At 64.2% G+C, this 20,086-nt stretch carries 20 protein-coding genes; 9 read left to right on the forward strand and 11 right to left on the reverse strand.

Annotation, left to right across the window (positions count from 1 at the left end):
- The 3 genes from LQT98_RS20060 to lgt form a co-directional block, all read right to left on the reverse strand.
- Nucleotides 1–260: ATP-binding cassette domain-containing protein (locus LQT98_RS20060; protein ID WP_231464636.1), on the reverse strand; the 260-nt coding region annotated here is incomplete at its 3' end.
- Nucleotides 257–1,099 (reverse strand): putative selenate ABC transporter substrate-binding protein, encoded by an 843-nt coding sequence (locus LQT98_RS20065; protein ID WP_048409871.1) that lies wholly within the window; start codon nucleotides 1,097–1,099, stop codon nucleotides 257–259. The genes LQT98_RS20065 and LQT98_RS20060, both read right to left, overlap by 4 nt.
- A 132-nt stretch (nucleotides 1,100–1,231) precedes the next feature.
- Nucleotides 1,232–2,083, reverse strand: coding sequence for a prolipoprotein diacylglyceryl transferase (gene lgt, locus LQT98_RS20070; protein ID WP_048409870.1), 852 nt, complete (start codon nucleotides 2,081–2,083; stop codon nucleotides 1,232–1,234).
- Between the two features lie 197 nt (nucleotides 2,084–2,280).
- On the opposite strand from lgt, the gene ilvD reads away from it, so the two are divergent.
- Nucleotides 2,281–4,137, forward strand: coding sequence for a dihydroxy-acid dehydratase (gene ilvD, locus LQT98_RS20075; RefSeq protein WP_231464638.1), 1,857 nt, complete (start codon nucleotides 2,281–2,283; stop codon nucleotides 4,135–4,137).
- A gap of 733 nt (nucleotides 4,138–4,870) precedes the next feature.
- On the forward strand, nucleotides 4,871–5,950 hold the full coding sequence (locus tag LQT98_RS20080; RefSeq protein WP_231464641.1) for a hypothetical protein: 1,080 nt from the start codon (nucleotides 4,871–4,873) through the stop codon (nucleotides 5,948–5,950).
- 73 nt (nucleotides 5,951–6,023) lie between these two features.
- On the opposite strand, the gene LQT98_RS20085 is transcribed toward LQT98_RS20080, so the two are convergent.
- Complete coding sequence (locus LQT98_RS20085) at nucleotides 6,024–6,944, reverse strand: LysR family transcriptional regulator (RefSeq protein WP_231464644.1); 921 nt, start codon at nucleotides 6,942–6,944, stop codon at nucleotides 6,024–6,026.
- A gap of 188 nt (nucleotides 6,945–7,132) precedes the next feature.
- Here LQT98_RS20085 and LQT98_RS20090 point away from each other — a divergent pair, with 188 nt between their 5' ends.
- The gene (locus LQT98_RS20090; RefSeq protein ID WP_231464646.1) at nucleotides 7,133–7,834 is read left to right on the forward strand and encodes a pirin family protein; all 702 of its coding nucleotides are present in this window, start codon (nucleotides 7,133–7,135) and stop codon (nucleotides 7,832–7,834) included.
- 208 nt (nucleotides 7,835–8,042) lie between these two features.
- On the opposite strand, the gene LQT98_RS20095 is transcribed toward LQT98_RS20090, so the two are convergent.
- Nucleotides 8,043–8,630 (reverse strand): hypothetical protein, encoded by a 588-nt coding sequence (locus LQT98_RS20095; RefSeq protein ID WP_231464649.1) that lies wholly within the window; start codon nucleotides 8,628–8,630, stop codon nucleotides 8,043–8,045.
- 294 nt (nucleotides 8,631–8,924) lie between these two features.
- On the opposite strand from LQT98_RS20095, the gene glyA reads away from it, so the two are divergent.
- The 5 genes from glyA (at nucleotide 8,925) to LQT98_RS20120 (ending at nucleotide 13,377) form a co-directional block, all read left to right on the forward strand.
- A complete protein-coding gene (gene glyA / locus LQT98_RS20100) occupies nucleotides 8,925–10,172 on the forward strand; it encodes a serine hydroxymethyltransferase (RefSeq protein ID WP_048409864.1) in 1,248 nt (415 codons plus the stop codon).
- 127 nt (nucleotides 10,173–10,299) lie between these two features.
- Entirely contained in the window at nucleotides 10,300–10,758 is a 459-nt protein-coding gene (gene nrdR, locus LQT98_RS20105; RefSeq protein ID WP_019100637.1) for a transcriptional regulator NrdR, read from the forward strand.
- Between the two features lie 59 nt (nucleotides 10,759–10,817).
- A complete protein-coding gene (locus tag LQT98_RS20110) occupies nucleotides 10,818–11,357 on the forward strand; it encodes a GNAT family N-acetyltransferase (protein ID WP_231464652.1) in 540 nt (179 codons plus the stop codon).
- A 3-nt stretch (nucleotides 11,358–11,360) separates the two neighbouring features.
- Nucleotides 11,361–12,473, forward strand: a complete 1,113-nt coding sequence (ribD, locus tag LQT98_RS20115; RefSeq protein ID WP_231464655.1) for a bifunctional diaminohydroxyphosphoribosylaminopyrimidine deaminase/5-amino-6-(5-phosphoribosylamino)uracil reductase RibD — start codon at nucleotides 11,361–11,363, stop codon at nucleotides 12,471–12,473.
- Between the two features lie 256 nt (nucleotides 12,474–12,729).
- The gene (locus LQT98_RS20120; protein ID WP_048409861.1) at nucleotides 12,730–13,377 is read left to right on the forward strand and encodes a hypothetical protein; all 648 of its coding nucleotides are present in this window, start codon (nucleotides 12,730–12,732) and stop codon (nucleotides 13,375–13,377) included.
- A 183-nt stretch (nucleotides 13,378–13,560) separates the two neighbouring features.
- On the opposite strand, the gene LQT98_RS20125 is transcribed toward LQT98_RS20120, so the two are convergent.
- From LQT98_RS20125 to LQT98_RS20135, 3 genes are all read right to left on the reverse strand, one after another.
- A complete protein-coding gene (locus tag LQT98_RS20125; protein WP_048412029.1) occupies nucleotides 13,561–13,995 on the reverse strand; it encodes a hypothetical protein in 435 nt (144 codons plus the stop codon).
- Nucleotides 13,996–14,482: 487 nt separating this feature from the next.
- Complete coding sequence (locus LQT98_RS20130; protein WP_231464658.1) at nucleotides 14,483–14,845, reverse strand: SH3 domain-containing protein; 363 nt, start codon at nucleotides 14,843–14,845, stop codon at nucleotides 14,483–14,485.
- Nucleotides 14,846–14,901: 56 nt separating this feature from the next.
- Nucleotides 14,902–15,291 carry a nuclear transport factor 2 family protein gene (locus LQT98_RS20135; protein WP_231464660.1) on the reverse strand — a complete coding sequence of 130 codons (390 nt, stop codon included), beginning with the start codon at nucleotides 15,289–15,291 and terminating at the stop codon, nucleotides 14,902–14,904.
- Nucleotides 15,292–15,439: 148 nt separating this feature from the next.
- Here LQT98_RS20135 and LQT98_RS20140 point away from each other — a divergent pair, with 148 nt between their 5' ends.
- Nucleotides 15,440–16,933, forward strand: coding sequence for a carboxypeptidase M32 (locus LQT98_RS20140; RefSeq protein ID WP_231464663.1), 1,494 nt, complete (start codon nucleotides 15,440–15,442; stop codon nucleotides 16,931–16,933).
- A 44-nt stretch (nucleotides 16,934–16,977) separates the two neighbouring features.
- Here the strand turns inward: LQT98_RS20140 and LQT98_RS20145 are convergent, their stop codons facing one another.
- The 3 genes from LQT98_RS20145 to LQT98_RS20155 form a co-directional block, all read right to left on the reverse strand.
- Entirely contained in the window at nucleotides 16,978–17,856 is an 879-nt protein-coding gene (locus LQT98_RS20145; protein WP_231464665.1) for an alpha/beta fold hydrolase, read from the reverse strand.
- Nucleotides 17,857–18,057: 201 nt separating this feature from the next.
- Complete coding sequence (locus LQT98_RS20150; protein ID WP_231464668.1) at nucleotides 18,058–19,674, reverse strand: MFS transporter; 1,617 nt, start codon at nucleotides 19,672–19,674, stop codon at nucleotides 18,058–18,060.
- 92 nt (nucleotides 19,675–19,766) lie between these two features.
- The coding region (locus LQT98_RS20155) for a GMC oxidoreductase (protein WP_231464671.1) at nucleotides 19,767–20,086 on the reverse strand (320 nt) is incomplete at its 5' end.

Raw genomic sequence — 20,086 nt, forward strand, 5'->3', positions numbered from 1 at the left:
GCTTGATACACGCTGCCGATGCGCGCGCGCAAGGCGCGCAAGGCGCGGCGCGGCAAGCACCAGGGATCGTCGCCCAGCAGCCGCGCCGTGCCGCTATCCGGGCGCAGGCCGGTGTTGGCCAGCAAGAGCAGGGTGCTCTTGCCGGCGCCGGACGGACCGATCAGAGCCGCCTGCTCGCCGGCGGCAAGCTGCAGATCGATGTCGCGCAGAATGGCGGCGCCGCCCAGGCTCAGGCCGACGCCGCGAAGCTCCAGGCTCACTTCAGCAGCCCGGCGGCCGTGGCGGCGGCTTCTATGCCCTTATAGTTGTCCGGCTTGGTGGGAATGAAGCGGCTGGCGCGCTGCAGATCCAGCACGGCTTTCTGTTCCGGGTTCTTGGCGTCCAGCTTGAGGAAGGCTTGGCGGATCTTGTCCTGCAAGCCCTTGTCCATGCTGCCGCGCACCGTCCAGTTGTAGTCGTAGTAGGCCGGGGTGGTGGCGATCACGCGCACCTTGGCGCTATCCACCTTCTTGCTTTCCACCAGCTTCTGCCACACCGAGCTGTTCAGCACGCCGGCTTCCACCTTGCCGGCGGCGACCCAGGCCACGGTGGCGTCGTGGGCGCCGGAATAGGCGACGTTCTTGAAGAAGCTTTCCGGCTTGATGCCGTCCTTCTGCATGAAGTAGCGCGGCATCAGGTGGCCGGAGGTGGAGGAGGCGGAGCCGAAGGCGAAGCTGTCGCCCTTCAGCTCCTTCAGGCTCTTGGCCGGGCCGCTGGTGATGAAGGTGGAGGTGAACTTGCTGTCCTCCTCGCGCTGCACCAGCGGCACCACCTTGCCGCGCTGGCTGGCCTGCACATAGGTGAAGCCGCCCAGCCAGGCCATGTCCAGCTTGTCCGAGGTCAGCGCGGTGACCACGCCGGCGTAGTCCGACACCGGCACGAACTGCACCTTGATGCCCAGCTCTTTTTCCAGATACTGGCCCAGCGGCGCGAACTTGCGCTGCAGCTCGGTGGGGGATTCGTCGGGGATGGCGGAGACCTTGAGCACGGTCTGGGCGGCGTTGGCCAGGGTGGCGGCGGCCAGCAGCGCGCCGGCCAGCGTCAGTTTGATGGCGGTCATGGCAGTGTTTTCCTCTATTGCGGGCGAAAAGCCGCAAGGGCTAGGGATTCAAAAAGGCCAGTCATTAAGACTGGCCTTGAAGCGGCGGACTAAAAACCGCCGTGTATGGCAAGCATTCTAGCCTAGCCCGGCTCAGGCCGCCTTGCGCTTGCCGAACAGGTAGAACAGCGCCAGGCCGATCACGATCATCGGCAGGCTCAGCCACTGGCCCATGCTGATCACGTCGGACTGGCCGAAGATGCCGGCGTCCGGGGTGCGGAAGTATTCGCTGCCGAAGCGCGCCAGGCCGTAGCCGATCAGGAACAGCGCCGACACCTGGCCGCGCGCGCGCGCCTTGGCGCTGAAGCACCACAGCAGCGCGAACAGCGCCAGGCCTTCCAGCGCGAACTCGTACAGCTGCGACGGATGGCGCGGCAGGCCGCCGTAGTTGAGCAGGGTCACCATCAGGTCGGACGATTGCTGCGCCTGGATCAGATCATCCATCTTGGCCTGCGGAAACAGCATCGCCCACGGCAGCTTGGGATCGGCCACCCGGCCCCACAGCTCGCCGTTGATGAAATTGCCGATGCGGCCGGCGGCCAGGCCCAGCGGCACCAGCGGCGCGATGAAGTCGGTGACTTCCCAGAAGCTGCGGCCGTGCTTGCGCGCGAACAGCGCCACGCCGAGCAGCACGCCGATGAAGCCGCCGTGGAAGGACATGCCGCCTTTCCACACCATCAGAATCTCCAGCGGATGGCTGAAATAATAGCCGGGCTGATAGAACAGCACCTCGCCCAGGCGGCCGCCCAGCACCACGCCGACGGCGCCGTACATCAACAGATCGTCCAGCAGCTTGGAGGTGAGGAAGGCGTGGCCGCGCTTGATGCGGTAATTGCCCAGGATCAGGAAGCTGGCGAAGCCCAGCAAGTACATCAGGCCGTACCAATGAATGGCCAGCGGGCCCAGCTGGATGGCCACGGGGTCGAACTGCGGATGAATGATCATTTGTCAGCCGTGTGCGTTTGCGGTAAAAGAATGTGGACGGATTATATGGGAAAGCGTTCCCACGCGTCGCGCGGCCCACCCGCCGCCCGGCGCATTTTTGCCTTGAGCTCCCCGGCACCCGGAGCCAGGCGGCCCGGCCTTAAAGCAGGCCAGGCCAGGAGCGCCTTTCCGCCCATGTAGAGATTAAGGAATCAGCAATGCCCCAATACCGCTCCCGCACTTCCACCGCCGGCCGCAATATGGCGGGTGCCCGCGCTCTATGGCGCGCCACCGGCATGAAGGACGATGACTTCGGCAAGCCCATCATCGCCATCGCCAACAGCTTCACCCAGTTCGTGCCCGGCCATGTGCACCTGCACAATATGGGTCAACTGGTGGCGCGGGAAATCGAACGCGCCGGCGGCGTGGCCAAGGAATTCAACACCATCGCCATCGACGACGGCATCGCCATGGGCCACGGCGGCATGCTCTACAGCCTGCCCAGCCGCGACCTGATCGCCGACAGCGTGGAATACATGGTCAACGCCCACTGCGCCGACGCGCTGGTGTGCATCTCCAACTGCGACAAGATCACCCCCGGCATGCTGATGGCGGCGATGCGCCTGAACATCCCGGTGGTGTTCGTCTCCGGCGGCCCGATGGAAGCCGGCAAGGTGCAGTGGGGCAACGACATCCGCAAGCTGGACCTGGTGGACGCGATGGTGGAAGCCGCCAATAGCGCGGTGTCCAACGAGGACGTCGAGCGCGTGGAGCGTTCCGCCTGTCCCACCTGCGGCTCCTGCTCCGGTATGTTCACCGCCAACTCCATGAACTGCCTGACCGAGGCGCTGGGCCTGTCCCTGCCCGGCAACGGCAGCCTGGTGGCCACGCACGCGGACCGCAAGGAATTGTTCCTGCGCGCCGGCCGCCTGATCGTGGACATCACCAAGCGCCATTACGAACAGGACGACGCCAGCCTGCTGCCGCGCGCGATCGCCACCAAGGCCGCGTTCGAGAACGCGATGAGCCTGGACGTGGCCATGGGCGGCTCCACCAATACCGTGCTGCATCTGCTGGCGGCGGCGCAGGAAGCCGGCGTGGACTTCAAGATGGCGGACATCGACCGCATCTCGCGCTCGGTGCCGTGTCTGGCCAAGGTGGCGCCGGCCACCCAGAAATACCATATGGAAGACGTGCATCGCGCCGGCGGCGTGGTGGCCATCCTGGCCGAGCTGGACCGCGCCGGCCTGATCCGCCGCGAGGTGCCCACCGTGCACAGCGCCACGCTGGGCGAGGCGCTGGAAGCCTGGGACATCTGCCGCCACGGCGAAGACAGCGAAGCGCGGCGCTTCTACCGCGCGGCGCCGGGCGGCGTGCCCACCACCATCGCCTTCTCGCAGTCCATGCGTTACCCGACGGTGGACGACGACCGCGCCGAGGGCTGCATCCGCGACCGCGAGCATGCTTACTCCCAGGATGGCGGCCTGGCGGTGTTGGCCGGCAATATCGCCGAGCGCGGCTGCATCGTCAAAACCGCCGGTGTCGACGACTCCATCCTCAAGTTCAATGGCCGCGCCCGCATCTTTGAAAGCCAGGACGCGGCGGTGGAGGCCATCCTGGCCGACCGCATCGTGGCCGGCGACGTGGTGGTGATCCGCTATGAAGGCCCCAAGGGCGGCCCCGGCATGCAGGAAATGCTGTATCCCACCAGCTATCTGAAATCCAAGGGCCTGGGCAAGGATTGCGCCTTGCTGACCGATGGCCGCTTCTCCGGCGGCACTTCCGGCCTGTCCATCGGCCATGTGTCGCCGGAAGCGGCCGAGGGCGGCGCCATCGGCCTGGTGGAAGAGGGCGACCGCATCGAGATCGACATCCCGGGCCGCTCCATCCGCCTGGCGGTCAGCGATGAAACGCTGGCGGCGCGGCGCGCGGCGATGGAAGCCAAGGGCCGCGACGCGTGGAAACCGCTGGGCCGCGACCGCGTGGTCAGCCCGGCCTTGCGCGCCTACGCGGCGATGACCACCAGCGCCGACACTGGCGCGGTGCGCGATGTGACGCAAGTAGAACGCCGTTGATATTTGTCATATTTCCGTAACTCGTTTACGGATAGCATGTGGGCCGTACGGTTTTTTACCGTGCGGCCCATTGTTTTTTGCGTGGCAGCAACCATCTGCTCCTCATCGGCGCTGCGCCGCCGCCAGCCTTCCCCAGTCGCCCGTTCACGGTGACGTCTTTGTCTTGTTCATTTGTTTTCGAATCCAACAGTTCTTCCTTGTCAGTTTTCCTAAATTTTCACAAACGAAATCCGTTCTAATGCTGTTAGTCATATGTTTCGCTCGTTTAAATCTAAATGGCATGGGTTGGGCTTGCGGCGCGGACGGGACGAGGCGGGCTGGAGATCGGGATAAAGGAGCGCGCGGGGAGCGTGAAAGGGTGGCGGCAGGCAAGTTTCCTTGCTACACGAATTTTAATAATTTGATTGATTAACAGAAGCTTAGCGTTTGCTTAGCATGGGGCTTCGCCGAAAAAAGGCAAAAAAAATGCGCGGTACCGTTAGGTCCGCGCCAAGTCTACAAAGGAGAAATAGAGGAGAAACTATCAAGAAGCAATTGCTGCATCTCAACGAGAACGAATTATCCAGATTGCGGTATCGAGTGTCAACATGTTGTTTTTCGCAAATGTGTGAAATTATAATTTTCTGTCGCTGATCTGGTACATCGCTACTGGAATCGCCACTGTCGCGGCGCACCATGGGCGCCGCAGCTGTGCCAAAATAGCGGTTTTCCGATTGCCGCAGGATTCCCCTTCATGGACGCCGTACGCCATACCCTCCCTGATCCGCGCCAGTACCACCCGCAAGTGGCGCTGACCAATATGCTGATCCACAACGCCCAGTCGGCGTTGAACGCCAAGACCGAGTCCGACCGGGAAATGTGGTTCTCCGCGGTGCGCGACGCGATGGCCGAGATGTTGGCGCGCGGCGAACTGCTGTCCATCTCGGTGGCGCTGGCCATGGTGCCGTCTCAGCAATGCTATCAACTGGTGTGGGACGCGCTGCGCGACGCGGCGGAAAACACTGGCGGCGGTCGCGCCATCGTCTTCGCGATGCCGCTGGTGCTGGTGGCCGGCAGCAAGAACCAGACCACGCTGCCGGGCGAGATCGCCGATGTGGCCGGCCTGAACCAATTGCTGCGCGAGCATGGCGTGTTCGCCGCCGATGCCGATGTCGCGCTGGGCGGCGCGCTGCTGCATCCTGACAGCGTGGTGGGGTTGGACTCTGCTCAGCTCTATAAGCTGAACCGCGATCCGGCCCATGCGCGCGCGCTGCTGCCGCAGCAGCCGGCGCCGGTCACGGTGAAGGAAGAGGGCGTGTTCCTGCGCTATCTGCTGGGCGTGGCGATCCAGCCGGAAGGCGCCGAGCCACCGCTGCGCCTCGGTGGCGCGGTGGGCGCTTGGGGCATGCCGCTGATGAAGTTCCTGGGCGAGCAATTGAAGGCCGACGGCGTGACGCTGTTCCCCATCGCCCGCCCGCCGATGCCGGCGATGCAGGCGATGGTGGCCGGCAACTACGCTCGCTTCGAGGTGGCGATGCAGGTGTTCGCCAGCAGCCAGATCCGCCGCCTGCGTGAACTGAGCAAGGAGCCGGTGGCCATCCTGTCCGCCCACGACAATGGCGAATTGCACATCACCCTGTCCGCCGCGGGCGACGAGCGCAATTGGGAAGCCTTCGTCTGGCCGCTGGCGGCGCTGGACAATGTGCAGCTGATCGAGGAAAGCTTCCGCGAACTGATGGCGGAATGCCATGTGCGCGAAGTGCACGTGCTGGCGGAGCTGCATCCGGACAGCAAGGACGGCGTGCCGCTGTTCTTCACCGCTGACGATTTGTAAGCCTCGTCCCGCCTTGTCCGGTGATCACGCCCCGCCTCGAGCGGGGCTTTGTCATTGTGCTTATCGTTAGCGGCTAGCCGCAATCCGCCCATGGCGCGACGGCCAGCCGCGCCGCCAGGTAGTCGATCAAGGCCTGTACCCGCGCCGGCCGGCTGCGGCCCGGCGGCGTCAGGATGTAAAGCGCGATCGGGTCCACCTGCCAATCCATCATCACGGTTTCCAGTTCGCCGGCCTGCACATCCTGCCAGGCCAGGAATTCCGGCTGAAGCGCCAGGCCCAGGCCGGCGCGCAGCGCCGGCGTCAATGCCTCGGCGTTGTTGACCCGCAGCGGCGAGGGCATTTCCAGCGCGAACTCGCCTTCATCCGCGTGGCGGAAGCGCCAGAACTGCCCGCCGGGCGCGTTGCTGTACAACAGCGCGCGGTGTTCGGCCAACTCGCGGGGATGGCGGGGCCGGCCATAGCGCGCGAAATACGCCGGGGAGCCCACCAGCAGGATGCGCACCGCGCACAGGCGGCGGGCCAGCAGGCTGGAGTCGGCCAGCGAGGCGATGCGCAGCGCCACGTCCAGCCGTTTGGCCACCAGATCCACCTGCTCGTCGCTGAAGTGGAAGTCCAGCTCCACGTCCGGGTGGCGGGCCATGAACTCCGGCAGCAGCGGCGCCAGGTGGGACAGTCCGAAGGACATTGGCGCGGTGACCCGCACCGCACCGCGCAGGCTGGTGGATTGCTCGGCGATGTCCGCCTCCACCGCCTCGCCCTCCGCCAGGATGCGGCTGGCCCGCTCCAGCGCGGCGTGGCCGGCCTCGGTCAAGGACAGCCGCCGCGAGCTGCGGTGCAACAGTATGGTTTTCATCCGGGCCTCCAGGCGGGAAATCGCCTTGGACACCGTGGCCTGGGACAGCGTCAGTTCCGCGGCGGCGCGGGCGAAGGAGCCGCATTCCGCCACCTTGGCGAAAATAGCCCAGGCTTCCAGATCGGGGAGTCGTTTCATCATTGGATTCGCTTCAGGCGATGGATTCCAATTTTAACCATCAAACTGCAAGATAGCGCATTAATCATGTCAAAAATGGAAACTATGCAATTCCATATATCCCATTAACATAGCGTTGTCCGCTGCGTATAGTGGTTGCATCAGACGCGTCGCCGGGCAGGCGGCGCCTCGCCACAATACGGGAGGACAGCATGATAGAACATCGCTCTTTCGCCAGCCTGGGCGGAGCCCACCATGGCTGGTTGGACGCCAAATACCATTTTTCCTTCGCCGAATACCACGACCCGGCGCGCATGCATTGGGGCGCTCTGCGGGTGTGGAACGACGACACCATCGCGCCGGGCACCGGCTTTCCTCCACATCCGCATGCGGATATGGAAATCATCACTTATGTTCGTGAAGGCACGATCAGCCACCGCGACAACCTGGGCAATCAGGGCCGCACCGAGGCCGGCGATGTGCAAGTGATGAGCGCAGGCAGCGGCATTGTTCACTCTGAATACAATCTGGAAGCCGTCGACACCCGTATTTTCCAGATCTGGATCATGCCGGAGCGGCGCGGAGGCGAGCCGTCCTGGGGCAGCAAACCGTTTCCCAAGGAGGATCGCTCCGGCGCCTTCGTCGCTCTGGCCAGCGGCATGGACGGCGACGATCAGGCCTTGCCGATCCGTGCCGACGCCCGCGTGCTGGGCGCCACCCTCAAGGCCGGTGAGAGCATCGATTACCGGTTGGGCGCGCAGCGTTGCGCTTATCTGGTGCTGGCCCGTGGCCGGGTGGAAGTCAACGGCGTGGCGCTGCAAGCCCGCGACGGCGCGGCGATTAAGGACGAGGCGCTGTTGCGCATCGTCGCCAGCGAAGACGCCGAGCTGATTTTGGTGGATAGCCGGGAGTGAGGAGATGAAAGACAAAGCGCCGGGTATCCGGCGCTTTTTTCAAACCACGCGCAGTTTGCGCGTTGGCGGTTTCTTCGATGATGGTGGGTTGGATTCCACCTTGACCACAGTTCCTTTGGAACAAGCCTCACCGAGATCATGGCTTAGCTTAGCCAAGCTGTGGGCGGTGGTCTGGGACACATAGACCCGCTTCTTGGCATTGGGTGATTTAACGCTGTTTTTCATAGCCGATATACCCCGTATCCTCAAGTCCCACGCTGTGGATGGCGCTAAAGCCCAGTTCTCGGATGAGCAGCTGATTACAGTGACAAATCCTATCATAGAACCTGCCAAGCCCCGGAGCCGGCTTGTAAAAGTACTGCCTTGTTTCAGCTATAAGCCGACTATGGTAGACAACAATTTCAAGTAAATGTTGTCCAAAACTGAAAATCTGGCGGGGGTTGTCCAGGCGCCATGAGTCCGGCTCGTAGATATGGTCGCGGTTGATAGCATCGGCTCGCATGAACTTTACCAACCGGCTTGTGCGCATATCGGGTTCAAAGTCATGCGCCCAAGTCCGGATAAAGTCACGTACCTCCTGCTCATCGTCTCCAGGCACTTCTCCCGCCAGGCTGGCAAAATACATTAGGTAGCGATAGGCGCCAAAAACAAATGGCACGACTTCGAAGAAGCCATCGGCATGATGGGCTAAGGCGACACGGTAGATATTCCCCACCCACGCGGAGCGCTGATCCGGCGTGGGCGCACCTGCGAACCACTCCGTAGGCATGGCTTGGTTTTGATCCAGCCAAAACATTCATCTTTCTCCACTGAGACGAACCATTGGAAGAGGGCGCTTGCCACAAGATGAGATGCAAGCAAGGTCGTAACCCTTGCAAAGTGATCCATGGGTGCTTGGCATTGTTGCTTTATCCAATGCTGGGCTGCAAATCGCTGTGGCTTTGTCTCCTTGCCGGTGGGGTGTGGGGTCGATGGAAGTGGCGCGCGGGCGCTTGTCGTCACCTCTCGCAATTGCTTCACGTTAAGGATTTCGCTTCGGCATTTCGTGTAGAATGCCCGCATCGTTAACCCTTTGATGGATGAGTCAAAGATGTTCGCTGCTGACCAGACGATTGCCAAATTCGACCCCGAACTCGCTGCTGCGATTGCCGCCGAGTGCCAACGCCAGGAAGATCACATCGAGTTGATCGCCTCGGAAAACTACACCAGCCCCGCGGTGATGGAAGCCCAGGGCTCCCAGCTGACCAATAAGTACGCCGAAGGCTACCCGGGCAAGCGCTTCTACGGCGGTTGCGAACACGTGGACGTGGTGGAACAGCTCGCCATCGACCGCGTCAAGCAGCTGTTCGGCGCGGAATACGCCAACGTGCAGCCGCACTCCGGCAGCCAGGCCAACCAGGCGGTGTACTTCTCCATCCTGAAGCCGGGCGACACCGTGATGGGCATGAACCTGGGCCACGGCGGTCACCTGACCCACGGCTCCCCGGCCAACCTGTCCGGCAAGATGTTCAACATCGTCGCCTACGGTCTGAACGACAAGGAAGAAATCGACTACGACGACATGGAACGCGTAGCGATGGAAACCAAGCCCAAGCTGATCATCGGCGGCGCCTCCGCTTACGCGCTGCGCTTCGATTTCGAGCGCATGGGTCAGATCGCCAAGAAATGCGGCGCTTACTTCATGGTGGACATGGCGCATTACGCCGGTCTGATCGCCGCCGGCGTTTACCCGAACCCGGTGCCGTTCGCCGACTTCGTGACCTCGACCACCCACAAGACCCTGCGCGGTCCGCGCGGCGGCATCATCCTGGCCAAGGCCGAGTTCGAGAAGAGCATCAACAGCAATGTGTTCCCGACGCTGCAAGGCGGCCCGTTGGAGCACGTGATCGCCGCCAAGGCCGTCGCCTTCAAGGAAGCGCTGCTGCCCGAGTTCAAGGTGTATCAGGAACAAGTGCTGAAGAACGCCGCCATCATGGCCAAGACCCTGGGCGAGCGCGGCGTGCGCATCGTGTCCGGTCGCACCGAGAGCCATGTGTTCCTGGTGGACCTGCGCGCCAAGGGCCTGACCGGCAAGGCCGCCGACGCGCTGCTGGGCCGCGCCCACATCACCGTGAACAAGAACGCGATTCCGAACGACCCGGAAACCCCGTTCGTGACCTCCGGCATCCGCATCGGCTCCCCGGCCATCACCACCCGCGGCTTCAAGGAAGCCGAAGCCATCCAGGTGGCCAATCTGGTGGCGGACGTGCTGGACAACCCGAACGACGACGCGCTGATCGCCCGCGTGGCCGAGCAAGCCACCGCGCTGTGCCATCGTTTCCCGGTGTACGCCAAATAAGCCAAGCTGGTTTTGGCCGCTGAAAGACGCCCCGCGGGGCGTCTTTTTCATGGGCGGGCGATAGCGGCATTAACTTGACTGCGCATTGCTGATAACATCCATACATTGGAACCCTTAGGATTAAGTCATGAAATGCGCGTTCTGCGGCAATGCCGATACTCAGGTAATCGACTCCCGCGTCAGTGAGGACGGCAGCAGCATCCGGCGGCGGCGGCGCTGCCCGGTGTGCGAGAAGCGTTTCACGACCTTTGAAACCGCCGATGTGCGCATGCCGCAGGTGGTGAAAACCGCCGGCCATCGTTCGGAATTCGACATCGAGAAAGTGCGCACCAGCTTCCTGCGCGCGCTGCACAAGCGTCCGGTGCCCACCGCGCTGGTGGACGAAGCGATAGACCGCATCTGTCACAAGCTGCTGCAACTGGGCGAGCGCGAAGTCTCCAGCCGCGAGATCGGCGAGATGGTGATGAATGAACTGGCGCGCCTGGACAAGGTGGCTTATGTGCGTTTCGCCTCGGTGTACCGCAGTTTTCAGGATGTGTCCGAGTTCTCCGACGCCATCAAGGAAATCCAGAAGTCCTCGCATTGACCGCCCGGCGGATGGCTGGAGTAGACTGTTCTATTCTTTTGTCATCACGGGTGCCCCGCATGCCTGAACCCCTGCCTTCCGATGTCACGCTGCGCGCGCCGGAGTTGTCCGACGCTCCGGCGCTGTTCGCGCTGATAGCCTCCAACCGCGACGCCTTGCGGCCGTGGATGCCGTGGGAGCCTTTGACCCGCTCCGAGGCCGACTCCCGCGCCTTTCTGGAATCCGCCGCCGTCAGCCGTCAGATCGGTAAAGCCTATACTTGGCTGGTATTGCGCGGCGGCGAACTGGCCGGCGTTTGCGATCTGCACTCCGTCGACACCTTGAACTGTCACGCCTTCGTCGGCTATTGGCTGGACCGCCGCCAGGTGGGGCAGGGCGTGATGCAGGCGGCGCTGACGCAAATGCTGACCGAAGCTTTCGGCCCGCTGGGCCTGCACCGGGTGGCGATAGACGCGGCGGCGGACAATCATCGCAGCTGCGCGGTGGCGGAACGGCTGGGCTTCCGCTACGAAGGCGTGCTGCGCGAGTATTTGTTGTTGCAGGGCCGCTATTGCGACGCCAGACAGTACAGCCTGCTGGCCCATGAATGGAAGTGTTGAATCATGAATGACTCCGCCGACGATCATTACTACATGCAAAGAGCGCTGCGGCTGGCCGCCGCGGCCACCCGCCGCGCCGCGCCCAACCCCGGCGTGGGCTGCGTGCTGGTGCGCGACGGCGAGGTGATCGGCGAGGGCGCCACTCTGGAAGTGGGCGGCGATCACGCGGAAATCCAGGCGATCAAGGACTGCCTGGCGCGCGGCCTGTCCCCGCGCGGCGCCACCGCCTATGTGACGCTGGAGCCGTGCAGCCACCACGGCCGCACCCCGCCGTGCGCGCGGCGCCTGATCGAGGAGGGCGTGGCCCGGGTGGCCGCGGCGATGGTGGACCCCTACCACGAAGTGGCCGGCCGCGGCCTGGCCATGCTGCGCGCCGCCGGCATCGCCGCCGACGCCGGGCTGATGGAAGCCGAGGCGCGGCAAGTGCATCGCGGCTTTCTGTCGCGCGTCGAGCGCGGCCGTCCCTGGGTCACGCTCAAGGCCGCCGCCACGCTGGACGGCAAGACCGCCTTGCTCAACGGCAGCAGTCAATGGATTACCGGCCCGGAGGCGCGGCGCGATGTGCATCGCCTGCGCGCTGAACACTGCGCGGTGCTCACCGGCAGCGGCACCGTGCTGGCCGACGATCCGCAACTGACGGTGCGCGAAGTCCCCTGCGAGCGCCAGCCGCTGCGGGTGGTGCTGGACAGCGATCTGCGCACGCGGCCGGAACAGCGCATCTACCAGGGCGGCGCCACCTTGCTGGCCACCTGCGATCACCAGGCCGCGCTGCTGCAACCCTACCGCGCCCGCGCGGAGATTCTGACCCTGCCGCGACAGGCCGACGGCCATGCCGATCTGCCGGCGCTGCTGGTGGCGCTGGCGCAGCGCGGCGTCAATATGCTGATGGTGGAAGCCGGCGCCGGCCTCAACGGCGCGCTGCTGCGCGCCGGGCTGGTGGATGAGATCGTGCTCTACCTGGCGCCGTCGCTGGCCGGCGATGCCGCGCGCGGCCTGTTCGCCTGGCCGCCGCTGGAAGACCTGGCGGATAAACAGCGGCTGAGCATACGCGACGCGCGCATGGTGGGCGCGGATTTGCGCCTGAGCCTGACGCCGGCCCCCCTCTCGCCGCGTTGAGAACGGCCCCCCCTGATACGGCATTGCGCCGACTGGCCGTATTCAAGCACGGCCCGCGTCGGCGCGCCATGTCTCCGCCGTGAAACTGATTTTCTTGGCCGCTCTTGGGAAAACGCCAGCGCCGCTGTGAATCCCGTCTGGAGTCTGCAACATTTCTGTCCGAAAATAAGAACAGTCCGCCCGCTGTGCCGAAGAGCGCGAGCGGCGAGGGGGAAGGCAAGACCGGAACGACATTCGGGAGGGCTGGGGAAAGGGCATGAGCGATTTGAAGGCGGCGCTGGAGGCTTATATGCGATTGCTGGCGCGTCAGGGCGCGCCGGCTCAGGTCGTGGACGAGAGGCGTCGCATTCTGGAACTGCTGCTGCCCTGGCTGGACGGCGTGGAGCGCAGCGCGGAAGGCTTCCGCGGCCCTTGTGAGCGTCTGCTGCAGGCCTGCTCGCCGGACGAACAGGTGCTGGCGCTGACCTGTACCCGTGAGTTCTATTACTTCTGGCTGGGCGATACCAAGAAAGTGGTGGAGATCACCGCGCGCAGCGGCTTTTCGGTGCGCAATGTGCGGGTGTGGCTGGAGACGGACTGGGAAAGCCTGTTGACGCGGATGGAGCGCGATGGCTTTTCTCGCTTTCCGCCGTCGCTGGGCCTCTACCTGGGCAAGCTGTTCGAGGACGGCATGTCCGAGCCGGACATCCATCTGCGCGAGCGTCTGCTCAAATCCCTGCTGTATTTATTGGACGGCCAGCCGATTCAGGGCGACAGCTTCCGCATGATGGTGGACGCGGTGTTATTGCATCTGCGCGAGGCGGAACTGAAAAATACCTTTCTGCTGCTGGTGCGCGAGTACTTCTATTACTGGCACCAATTCCCGCAAGCCGAGGCGCGCAACGCCGGCCAGCCGGCGGCTTGAGGCGGGAAGGCGAGCCTTCCCGCTTGCTGCGAACGGTCTTAGGGCCTGTTTACGATCTCGCGAGCTAGGGCGAGACAAGGCGTTGTGGCTGAGAAAGCGGAATGTACAGGTGGTACATGAGCATTTCGAAGACGTACTCACCGTGTAACGCTCCACAACGCGCAGCAGATCGTAAACAGGTTCTTAGCTATTGCGCGACGGCACCTTGCCTTCCAACTCCGACTTCTGCGTTTGCGCCTGCTGCAAGGCGTGCACGCTATCCACATGGGCGTACACATCGCAGCGCAGCGCGCCCAATGCCATCAATTGCTCGGCGTAGCTGAAAAAGCCCACCCAATAACCGCGGGCGTGGCCGGGGTCCTTGAAATCCATATCGTGGGCGATCTTGCCGAGCAGGCCCTGATTCAGCCTATGCGGCTGGTCCTTGAAGAACTGGGCCAGGTGGGCGGCGCATTCGCGGCCATAGGCGCAGGCGTCGACATAGTCGTCGGCCGGCGGCATCTGCCAGTGATGCGGCTGGCCGCGTTGCGGCAGATAACGGACGAAGGGCAGTTGGGTCGCTTGGTTTTCGTGGGGCTTGAGCCGGTAGAAACGGCGAGGGGGGAGGGTTTGGGACATATTGTTACTCCTGCATTCTGCTACGTGAGATCAACCCACTTTCCGGTTCCAATCGGGATTGGCGGGCACGAGACTGCAAGGTTGGAACACCGACCACGTACGAAATCGGCACGGCAAACGCCGTCCTTGCCGTCCGCGCCCGCCTTATGGGCGTGCAGACTGCAGGAACAATGGCCGCAAGAGCGGCCAGTTCGCAGTACGTGTAGATGGGGTTCCAATCCCAGTGCCGGTATTCGGCCGGCACCGCGCTATTGTGGCGGCAGAGGTGGGAGGGGTCAAGGCGGCGGGGTGGGGAGGATTTGGGGCGCAAGGCTGTCGTTTGGAACCCGACCCGTACGGTAAAGTCGGCACGGCTAGGCCGTACGGCAGCTTGCGCCCCTAGGCCAAGCTAATGGACGGCTGCTTGGATGGCAAGTTAGCGCCATCGAAGGTTGACGTCAGGCGGGCGTTTCTGCGAATGGGGCTGTTTATCGCGGAGCCCGGCTTCTCACTGCAGTCTCAGGATATTGAGCGGCACCCAGCCGAATGCCTCGCCATCTTGCCGGCGACACCATAGCCAGCCATTCAAGGTTTTGGAGCCGAGCAGCTGCTCGCCCGCTTGGATATCCAATTCCTGCGCGGAGTAACTGTCACGGGCCAGCGCTTTGCCGTCGATGTATTCGATCAGTTGGCCGGGCACCCAGCCCCCCGCTTGTCCCGGTGTCTCGCAAAAGTACCAATTCTCCCAGCCTTCCGGGCCTTCATATCTTTCGCCGACCAACAGCGGGGCGCCCTTGGCGAAGCTGATGGGGGCCGAGTGCTCAGGGGTGTGGCTCTGGATGGCGATGTAGGTCTCAAAAGTCATGGTCATGGTGTCTCCTTTGCTTAGGGGGCCTGCTGACGATCTTTCGCATCTTGCCGGCGGCCTCAAGCCGGCTGCGCGGCTTCCAGCCTGGCCCGGCCGGGCAAGCCCGCGCGCCAGGCCGGCGGCGCTTCGGCACTGGCCCAGTATTCCTCGATCTGGCTGATCAGCCCGTGTTCCAGCGTGAACAGGGAATTGGCGAAGAAGCGCGCCTCGCCGTGGTCCACCTGCGCCACCACGTGCCAGCGGCCGTCGGTCAGCAGATTGTCTTGCAGCAGGCGTATGCTCCAGCCCTCCGGATAAACGCGGTTGACGTGGACGATGGCGTCCGCGCCGCGGAAGCACTCGCCGCTGCAATGCCACAGCATCACGGCGTCGTCGCGCAGCAGGCGGCGCGCGCGCTCCCAGTCGCGGTCCTGATAGGCGAGGAAGAGTTGGGCGGCGATGGATGGCATGATCTTACCTCATGCTAGTCATGGGATGTTGATAATGTACAAAATCAAAATTCTTGTCAATACGCGGCTTTGGCGGGTTTTGGGGCGGAAGTTGTCAGATCAAATAGTCTGATGGCATCATGCTTTTACGACTAGATGAGGAGACAAGATGACGCACACATCCGCCTACCAGGCATTGACCCACACTTTCGCCCGCTTGCACCGCTTTAGCCACCTCGGCGCCATCGCCGGCTGGGATCAGGCGGCGATGATGCCGAGCAAGGGCAATGACGCCCGCGCCGCCGCGCTGGCGGAGCTGGGGGTGCTGACCCACGGCATCATCACCGCGCCGCAGCTGAAGGAGCAGCTGGACGCGGCGGAGCAGGAAAACCTGGACGAGTTGCAACGCGCCAATCTGCGCGAGATGCGCCGCGAATGGGCGCAGGCCAATCTGCTGCCGGCGGAGCTGGTGGAAGCCAAGACCCTGGCCGGCGCGCGCTGCGAGCACGCCTGGCGCAGCCAGCGCCCGGCCAATGACTGGAAGGGGTTTCTGGAAAACCTGCGCGAGGTGGTCAAGCTGTCGCGCGAGGAGGGCCGCTTGCTGGCCGAGGCCAGCGGCGGCGGCCGTTACGACGCGCTGATGGACAAGTACGAGCCGGGGATGAAGAGCGCGGAGATCGAGCGCATTTTCACCGAGGTGAAGTCCTGGCTGCCGGGCCTGATCGAACGCGCGCGCGCCAAGCAGGCGTCGGAAACGGTGATCGAGCCGGTGGGGCCGTTCGCGGTGGCGCAGCAGCGCGCCTTGGGCGTGGAGGCGATGAAGCTGCTGCGCTTCGACTTCGACGGCGGCCGGCTGGATGTCAGCAGCCATCCCTTCTGCGGCGGGGTGCCGGAAGACGTGCGCATCACCACCCGCTACCGCGACGATGACTTCGTCCAGAGCCTGATGGGCATTGTTCACGAAACCGGCCACGCCCGTTACGAGCAGAACCTGCCCAAGGACTGGCTAGAGCAGCCGCTGGGCCGCGCGCGCTCCATGGGCATCCATGAAAGCCAGAGTCTGTCCTTCGAGATGCAGCTGGGCCGCAGCCCGGCCTTCCTGCAGTTGATCGCGCCGCTGATCCGCAGCCATTTCGGCGAGCAGCCGGCGTTTGCGCTGGAGAATCTGCAACGCTTGTACAGCCGGGTGCAGCCAGGCTACATCCGCGTGGACGCCGACGAGCTGTGCTATCCGGCGCATGTGATCCTGCGCTTCGAGATCGAGCGCGCGCTGATGGACGGCGAGATCGAGGCCGAGGACATCCCGGCGCTGTGGGACGAGAAGATGATGGCCTATCTGGGCGTGGACACCCGCGGCAATTACACCAACGGTTGCATGCAGGACATCCACTGGACCGACGGCGGCTTCGGCTATTTCCCCAGCTACACGCTGGGCGCGATGTACGCGGCGCAGTATTTCGCCAGCCTGCGCCGCGCCGAGCCGGAGCTGGACGCGCAGGTGGCGGCCGGCAATCTGGAGCCCATCTTCAACTGGCTGAACACCCATATCTGGAGCCAGGGCAGCCGCTGGAGCACGGACGAACTGGTGCGGCGCGCCACCGGCGAGACGCTGAACCCGGCGCATTTCAAGGCGCACCTGGAGCGGCGTTATCTAGGCGTTTGAGTTTGTGGAAGGCAGATGAAAAGCGCGACTTGGCCGCGCTTTTTTCATTGGGATTGGCTGAAAAACGCGTGGATCGCCACGGCCAGCGCTGCCGGCTGTTCCCATTGCAGCATGTGGCCGGCGTCGGCAATCACGGTTTCCTGGAGTTGGGCGAAACAGGCGCGCCGCTGCGTCATGCTGGCGGCCACGCTCTTGGCCAGCGGGTGGTCGTCGGTGTCGCCGCCCAGCGCCCACAGCACCGGCGCGCTGATGCGCTGCCAGCAAGCCATCGCTTCTTCCAGCCGGTACAGCACCGGGTTGACCATTTTGTGGCGCGGATCGGCGCGGTAGTAGAGGCCGTCGTCGCGTTGGCGGGTCAGTTCGCGCGCCAGCCATTGGGCGCGTTCCGGCGTCAGCCTGGGGTTGCGTTCCAACAGCTTGGCGGCGACGGCGTCCAGCGACTGCAAATCGCCGAACTCCGGCGCGGTACGGGTTTCGCGCAGCCAGCGCGCATAGCGGCCCGGCGCTTCCGCCGGCTTGGTGGCGGCCAGGCCAAAGCCTTCGGCCAGCACCAGCTTTTCTATGCGTTCGGGGCGGATGCCGGCGTAGATGCCGGCGATCATAGCGCCCATGCTGTGGCCCAGCAGCTTGACCGGTTGTTGCGGCGACAGCGCGTCCAGCAGCGCGTCGAGATCGGCCAGGTAGTCGGGGAAGTAGTAGCTGCCGTCGTTCCAGTCGCTGTCGCCAAAGCCGCGCCAGTCCGGCGCCGCCACTTGCCAGCCGTCCGGCAGCGCGTCCACCAGGAATTGGAAGGTGGCCGAGCTGTCCATCCAGCCGTGCAGCAGCACCAAGAGCGGCGCGTCGCGCGGGCCCCAGCGGCGCAGATGATGGCGGTGGCGGTTGAGGATCAGGGTTTCGGACTGGCTGAGGCGTTGAATCGGCATGGCGGCGCGGGCGGTTGGGACGAAAGCCTCAGTCTACCCAGAAACACGGCGAACCGGGAGGTTCGCCGTGCGGATGGGAAGGGCGCTTAGAGTCACTAACAAAACCGCGCAGCGTACCTGAGCCAAGGCGCGCCGACGCAGGCAGTACAAGTCGTACGACAAGGAGGCGCAACGCAGGATCAGGGGTTTTGTTAGCGAGTCTTATTGATGGATGTCGGCCTTATGAGTCTCCTTCAAGCCCAACAGGCAGACGATGAAGCTGACGCTGTAGACGATGACCGGATACCACAGGCCGTAGAGGATGTCGCCGGTGTAGACCACCAGCGAGAACGCCACGGTGGGAAACAGGCCGCCTATCCAGCCGTTGCCGATGTGGTAGGGCAGCGACATCGAGGTGTAGCGGATGCGGGTGGGGAACAGCTCCACCATGGTGGCGGCCAGCGGGCCGTAGACCATGGCGGCGATCAGGCTGAGCAGCACCAGCACCGCCACCACCATCGGGTAGTTGATCTTGTCCGGGTCGGCCTTGTCCGGGTAGCCGGCCTGCTTCAGCGCGGCCAGCAATGCGGCCTTGTCGAAGCCGCTCAGCGTCTGTTCGCCCACCTTGATCTGGGTTTCGCCGCCGGCGGGCGCCGCCTGGCGCTGATAGGGCACGCCGTTCTTGGCCAGCAGGGCCTTGGCCTGGTCGCAGCTGCTGCTGAGCTTGGCCTTGCCCACCGGGTCGAACTGGAAGCGGCAGCTGGCCGGGTCCGCCACCACCACCACCGGCGCCTGGCGCGCGGCGTGGGCGATGTCCGGGCTGGCGTAGGCGGTCAGCCATTTGAAGGCGGGAAAGGTCAGCAGCGCCGCCAGCAGCAGGCCGGTCAGCATCACCGGCTTGCGGCCGATGCGGTCGGACAGGTAGCCGAAGTACAGGAATAGCGGCGCGGCGATCAGCAGCGACACCACCAGCAGCTGGGTGGCGATCTGCGAATCGACCTTGAGGATCTGGGTGAGGAAGAACAGCGAGTAGAACTGCGCGCAGTAGAAGGTGACCGCCTGGCCGCCGTTGATGCCGAACAGCGCGGTGAGCACGATGCGCAGGTTTTGCCAGTTGGTGAAGGATTCGGTCAGCGGCGCCTTGGAGTGCTTGCCCTCGGCCTTCATTTTCAGGAAGGCCGGCGATTCGTGCATCGACAGCCGGATCCAGGTGGAGATGGCCAGCAGCACCAGCGACAGCAGGAAGGGCAGGCGCCAGCCCCATTCGTCGAAGGCCGGGCCGGTGAGCTTGCGGCAGGCCAGGATCACCAGCAGCGACAGCAGCAGGCCGGCGGTGGCGGTGACCTGGATCCAGCTGGTGTAGGCGCCGCGCTTGTGGTCCGGCGCGTGTTCGGCCACGTAGATGGCCGCGCCGCCGTATTCGCCGCCTATCGCCAGGCCCTGCAGCATGCGCAGCAGCACCAGCAGGATGGGCGCGGCGATGCCTATGCTGGCGTAGCCGGGCAGCAGGCCCACCAGGAAGGTGGACACGCCCATGATCAGGATGGTGGCGAGGAAGGTGTATTTGCGGCCTATCATATCGCCCAGCCGGCCGAACAGCAGCGCGCCGAAGGGGCGCACCAGGAAGCCGGCGGCGAAGGTCATCAAGGCGAAGATGAAGGCGGTGGTGTCATTGACGCCGGCGAAGAACTGCTTGCTGATCACCGCCGCCAACGCGCCGTACAGGAAAAAATCGTACCACTCGAAAACGGTGCCCAGCGACGAGGCGAAGATCACTTTGCGCTCGGAGCCGCTGATCGCGTGTCCCGCCGTGGCGGCGGGCGTCAGGGTGCTGCTCATGGTGCTGTCTCCTCTTGGTGTGGCTTTGCGACAAGTTGTGGGGCGGGAAGTGGGCTTCCTCTGTTTGGATGGATTCCGATGCCGCGCGGCGCTCAGTCCGGCGCTGCGCGGTCTTGCAAAATCATGCGGGCGGCTTTTTCCGCGATCATCAGCGTGGGCGAGTTGGTATTGCCCGAGGTGATGGCGGGCATGATGGAGGCGTCCGCCACTCTCAGTCCGGATAGTCCGTGAACGCGCAGTCTGGCATCGACCACCGCCTCGGTATCCTGTCCCATTTTGCAGGTGCCGACCGGGTGGAAAATGGTAGTGCCGATGCGGCCGGCGGCGGCGGCCAGTTCCGCGTCGCTCTGGGCGGCGGGTCCGGGCAGGTATTCTTCCGGCTGGTAACGCGCCAGCGCCGGCGCGGCGACGA

Source organism: Chromobacterium aquaticum, assembly GCF_021129195.1.
In the GTDB taxonomy this organism is placed as follows: domain Bacteria; phylum Pseudomonadota; class Gammaproteobacteria; order Burkholderiales; family Chromobacteriaceae; genus Chromobacterium; species Chromobacterium aquaticum.

Bases quoted from the DNA above. Each gene is read 5' to 3' on its own strand.
- LQT98_RS20130 (WP_231464658.1), bottom strand. From the start codon at position 14,845: ATGACCATGACTTTTGAGACCTACATCGCCATCCAGAGCCACACCCCT.
- LQT98_RS20120 (WP_048409861.1), top strand. From the start codon at position 12,730: ATGAGCGATTTGAAGGCGGCGCTGGAGGCTTATATGCGATTGCTGGCG.
- ilvD (WP_231464638.1), top strand. From the start codon at position 2,281: ATGCCCCAATACCGCTCCCGCACTTCCACCGCCGGCCGCAATATGGCG.
- LQT98_RS20085 (WP_231464644.1), bottom strand. From the start codon at position 6,944: ATGATGAAACGACTCCCCGATCTGGAAGCCTGGGCTATTTTCGCCAAG.
- glyA (WP_048409864.1), top strand. From the start codon at position 8,925: ATGTTCGCTGCTGACCAGACGATTGCCAAATTCGACCCCGAACTCGCT.
- ribD (WP_231464655.1), top strand. From the start codon at position 11,361: ATGAATGACTCCGCCGACGATCATTACTACATGCAAAGAGCGCTGCGG.
- LQT98_RS20125 (WP_048412029.1), bottom strand. From the start codon at position 13,995: ATGTCCCAAACCCTCCCCCCTCGCCGTTTCTACCGGCTCAAGCCCCAC.
- LQT98_RS20135 (WP_231464660.1), bottom strand. From the start codon at position 15,291: ATGCCATCCATCGCCGCCCAACTCTTCCTCGCCTATCAGGACCGCGAC.
- LQT98_RS20065 (WP_048409871.1), bottom strand. From the start codon at position 1,099: ATGACCGCCATCAAACTGACGCTGGCCGGCGCGCTGCTGGCCGCCGCC.
- LQT98_RS20150 (WP_231464668.1), bottom strand. From the start codon at position 19,674: ATGAGCAGCACCCTGACGCCCGCCGCCACGGCGGGACACGCGATCAGC.
- LQT98_RS20145 (WP_231464665.1), bottom strand. From the start codon at position 17,856: ATGCCGATTCAACGCCTCAGCCAGTCCGAAACCCTGATCCTCAACCGC.
- LQT98_RS20110 (WP_231464652.1), top strand. From the start codon at position 10,818: ATGCCTGAACCCCTGCCTTCCGATGTCACGCTGCGCGCGCCGGAGTTG.
- LQT98_RS20090 (WP_231464646.1), top strand. From the start codon at position 7,133: ATGATAGAACATCGCTCTTTCGCCAGCCTGGGCGGAGCCCACCATGGC.
- LQT98_RS20080 (WP_231464641.1), top strand. From the start codon at position 4,871: ATGGACGCCGTACGCCATACCCTCCCTGATCCGCGCCAGTACCACCCG.
- lgt (WP_048409870.1), bottom strand. From the start codon at position 2,083: ATGATCATTCATCCGCAGTTCGACCCCGTGGCCATCCAGCTGGGCCCG.
- LQT98_RS20095 (WP_231464649.1), bottom strand. From the start codon at position 8,630: ATGTTTTGGCTGGATCAAAACCAAGCCATGCCTACGGAGTGGTTCGCA.
- nrdR (WP_019100637.1), top strand. From the start codon at position 10,300: ATGAAATGCGCGTTCTGCGGCAATGCCGATACTCAGGTAATCGACTCC.
- LQT98_RS20140 (WP_231464663.1), top strand. From the start codon at position 15,440: ATGACGCACACATCCGCCTACCAGGCATTGACCCACACTTTCGCCCGC.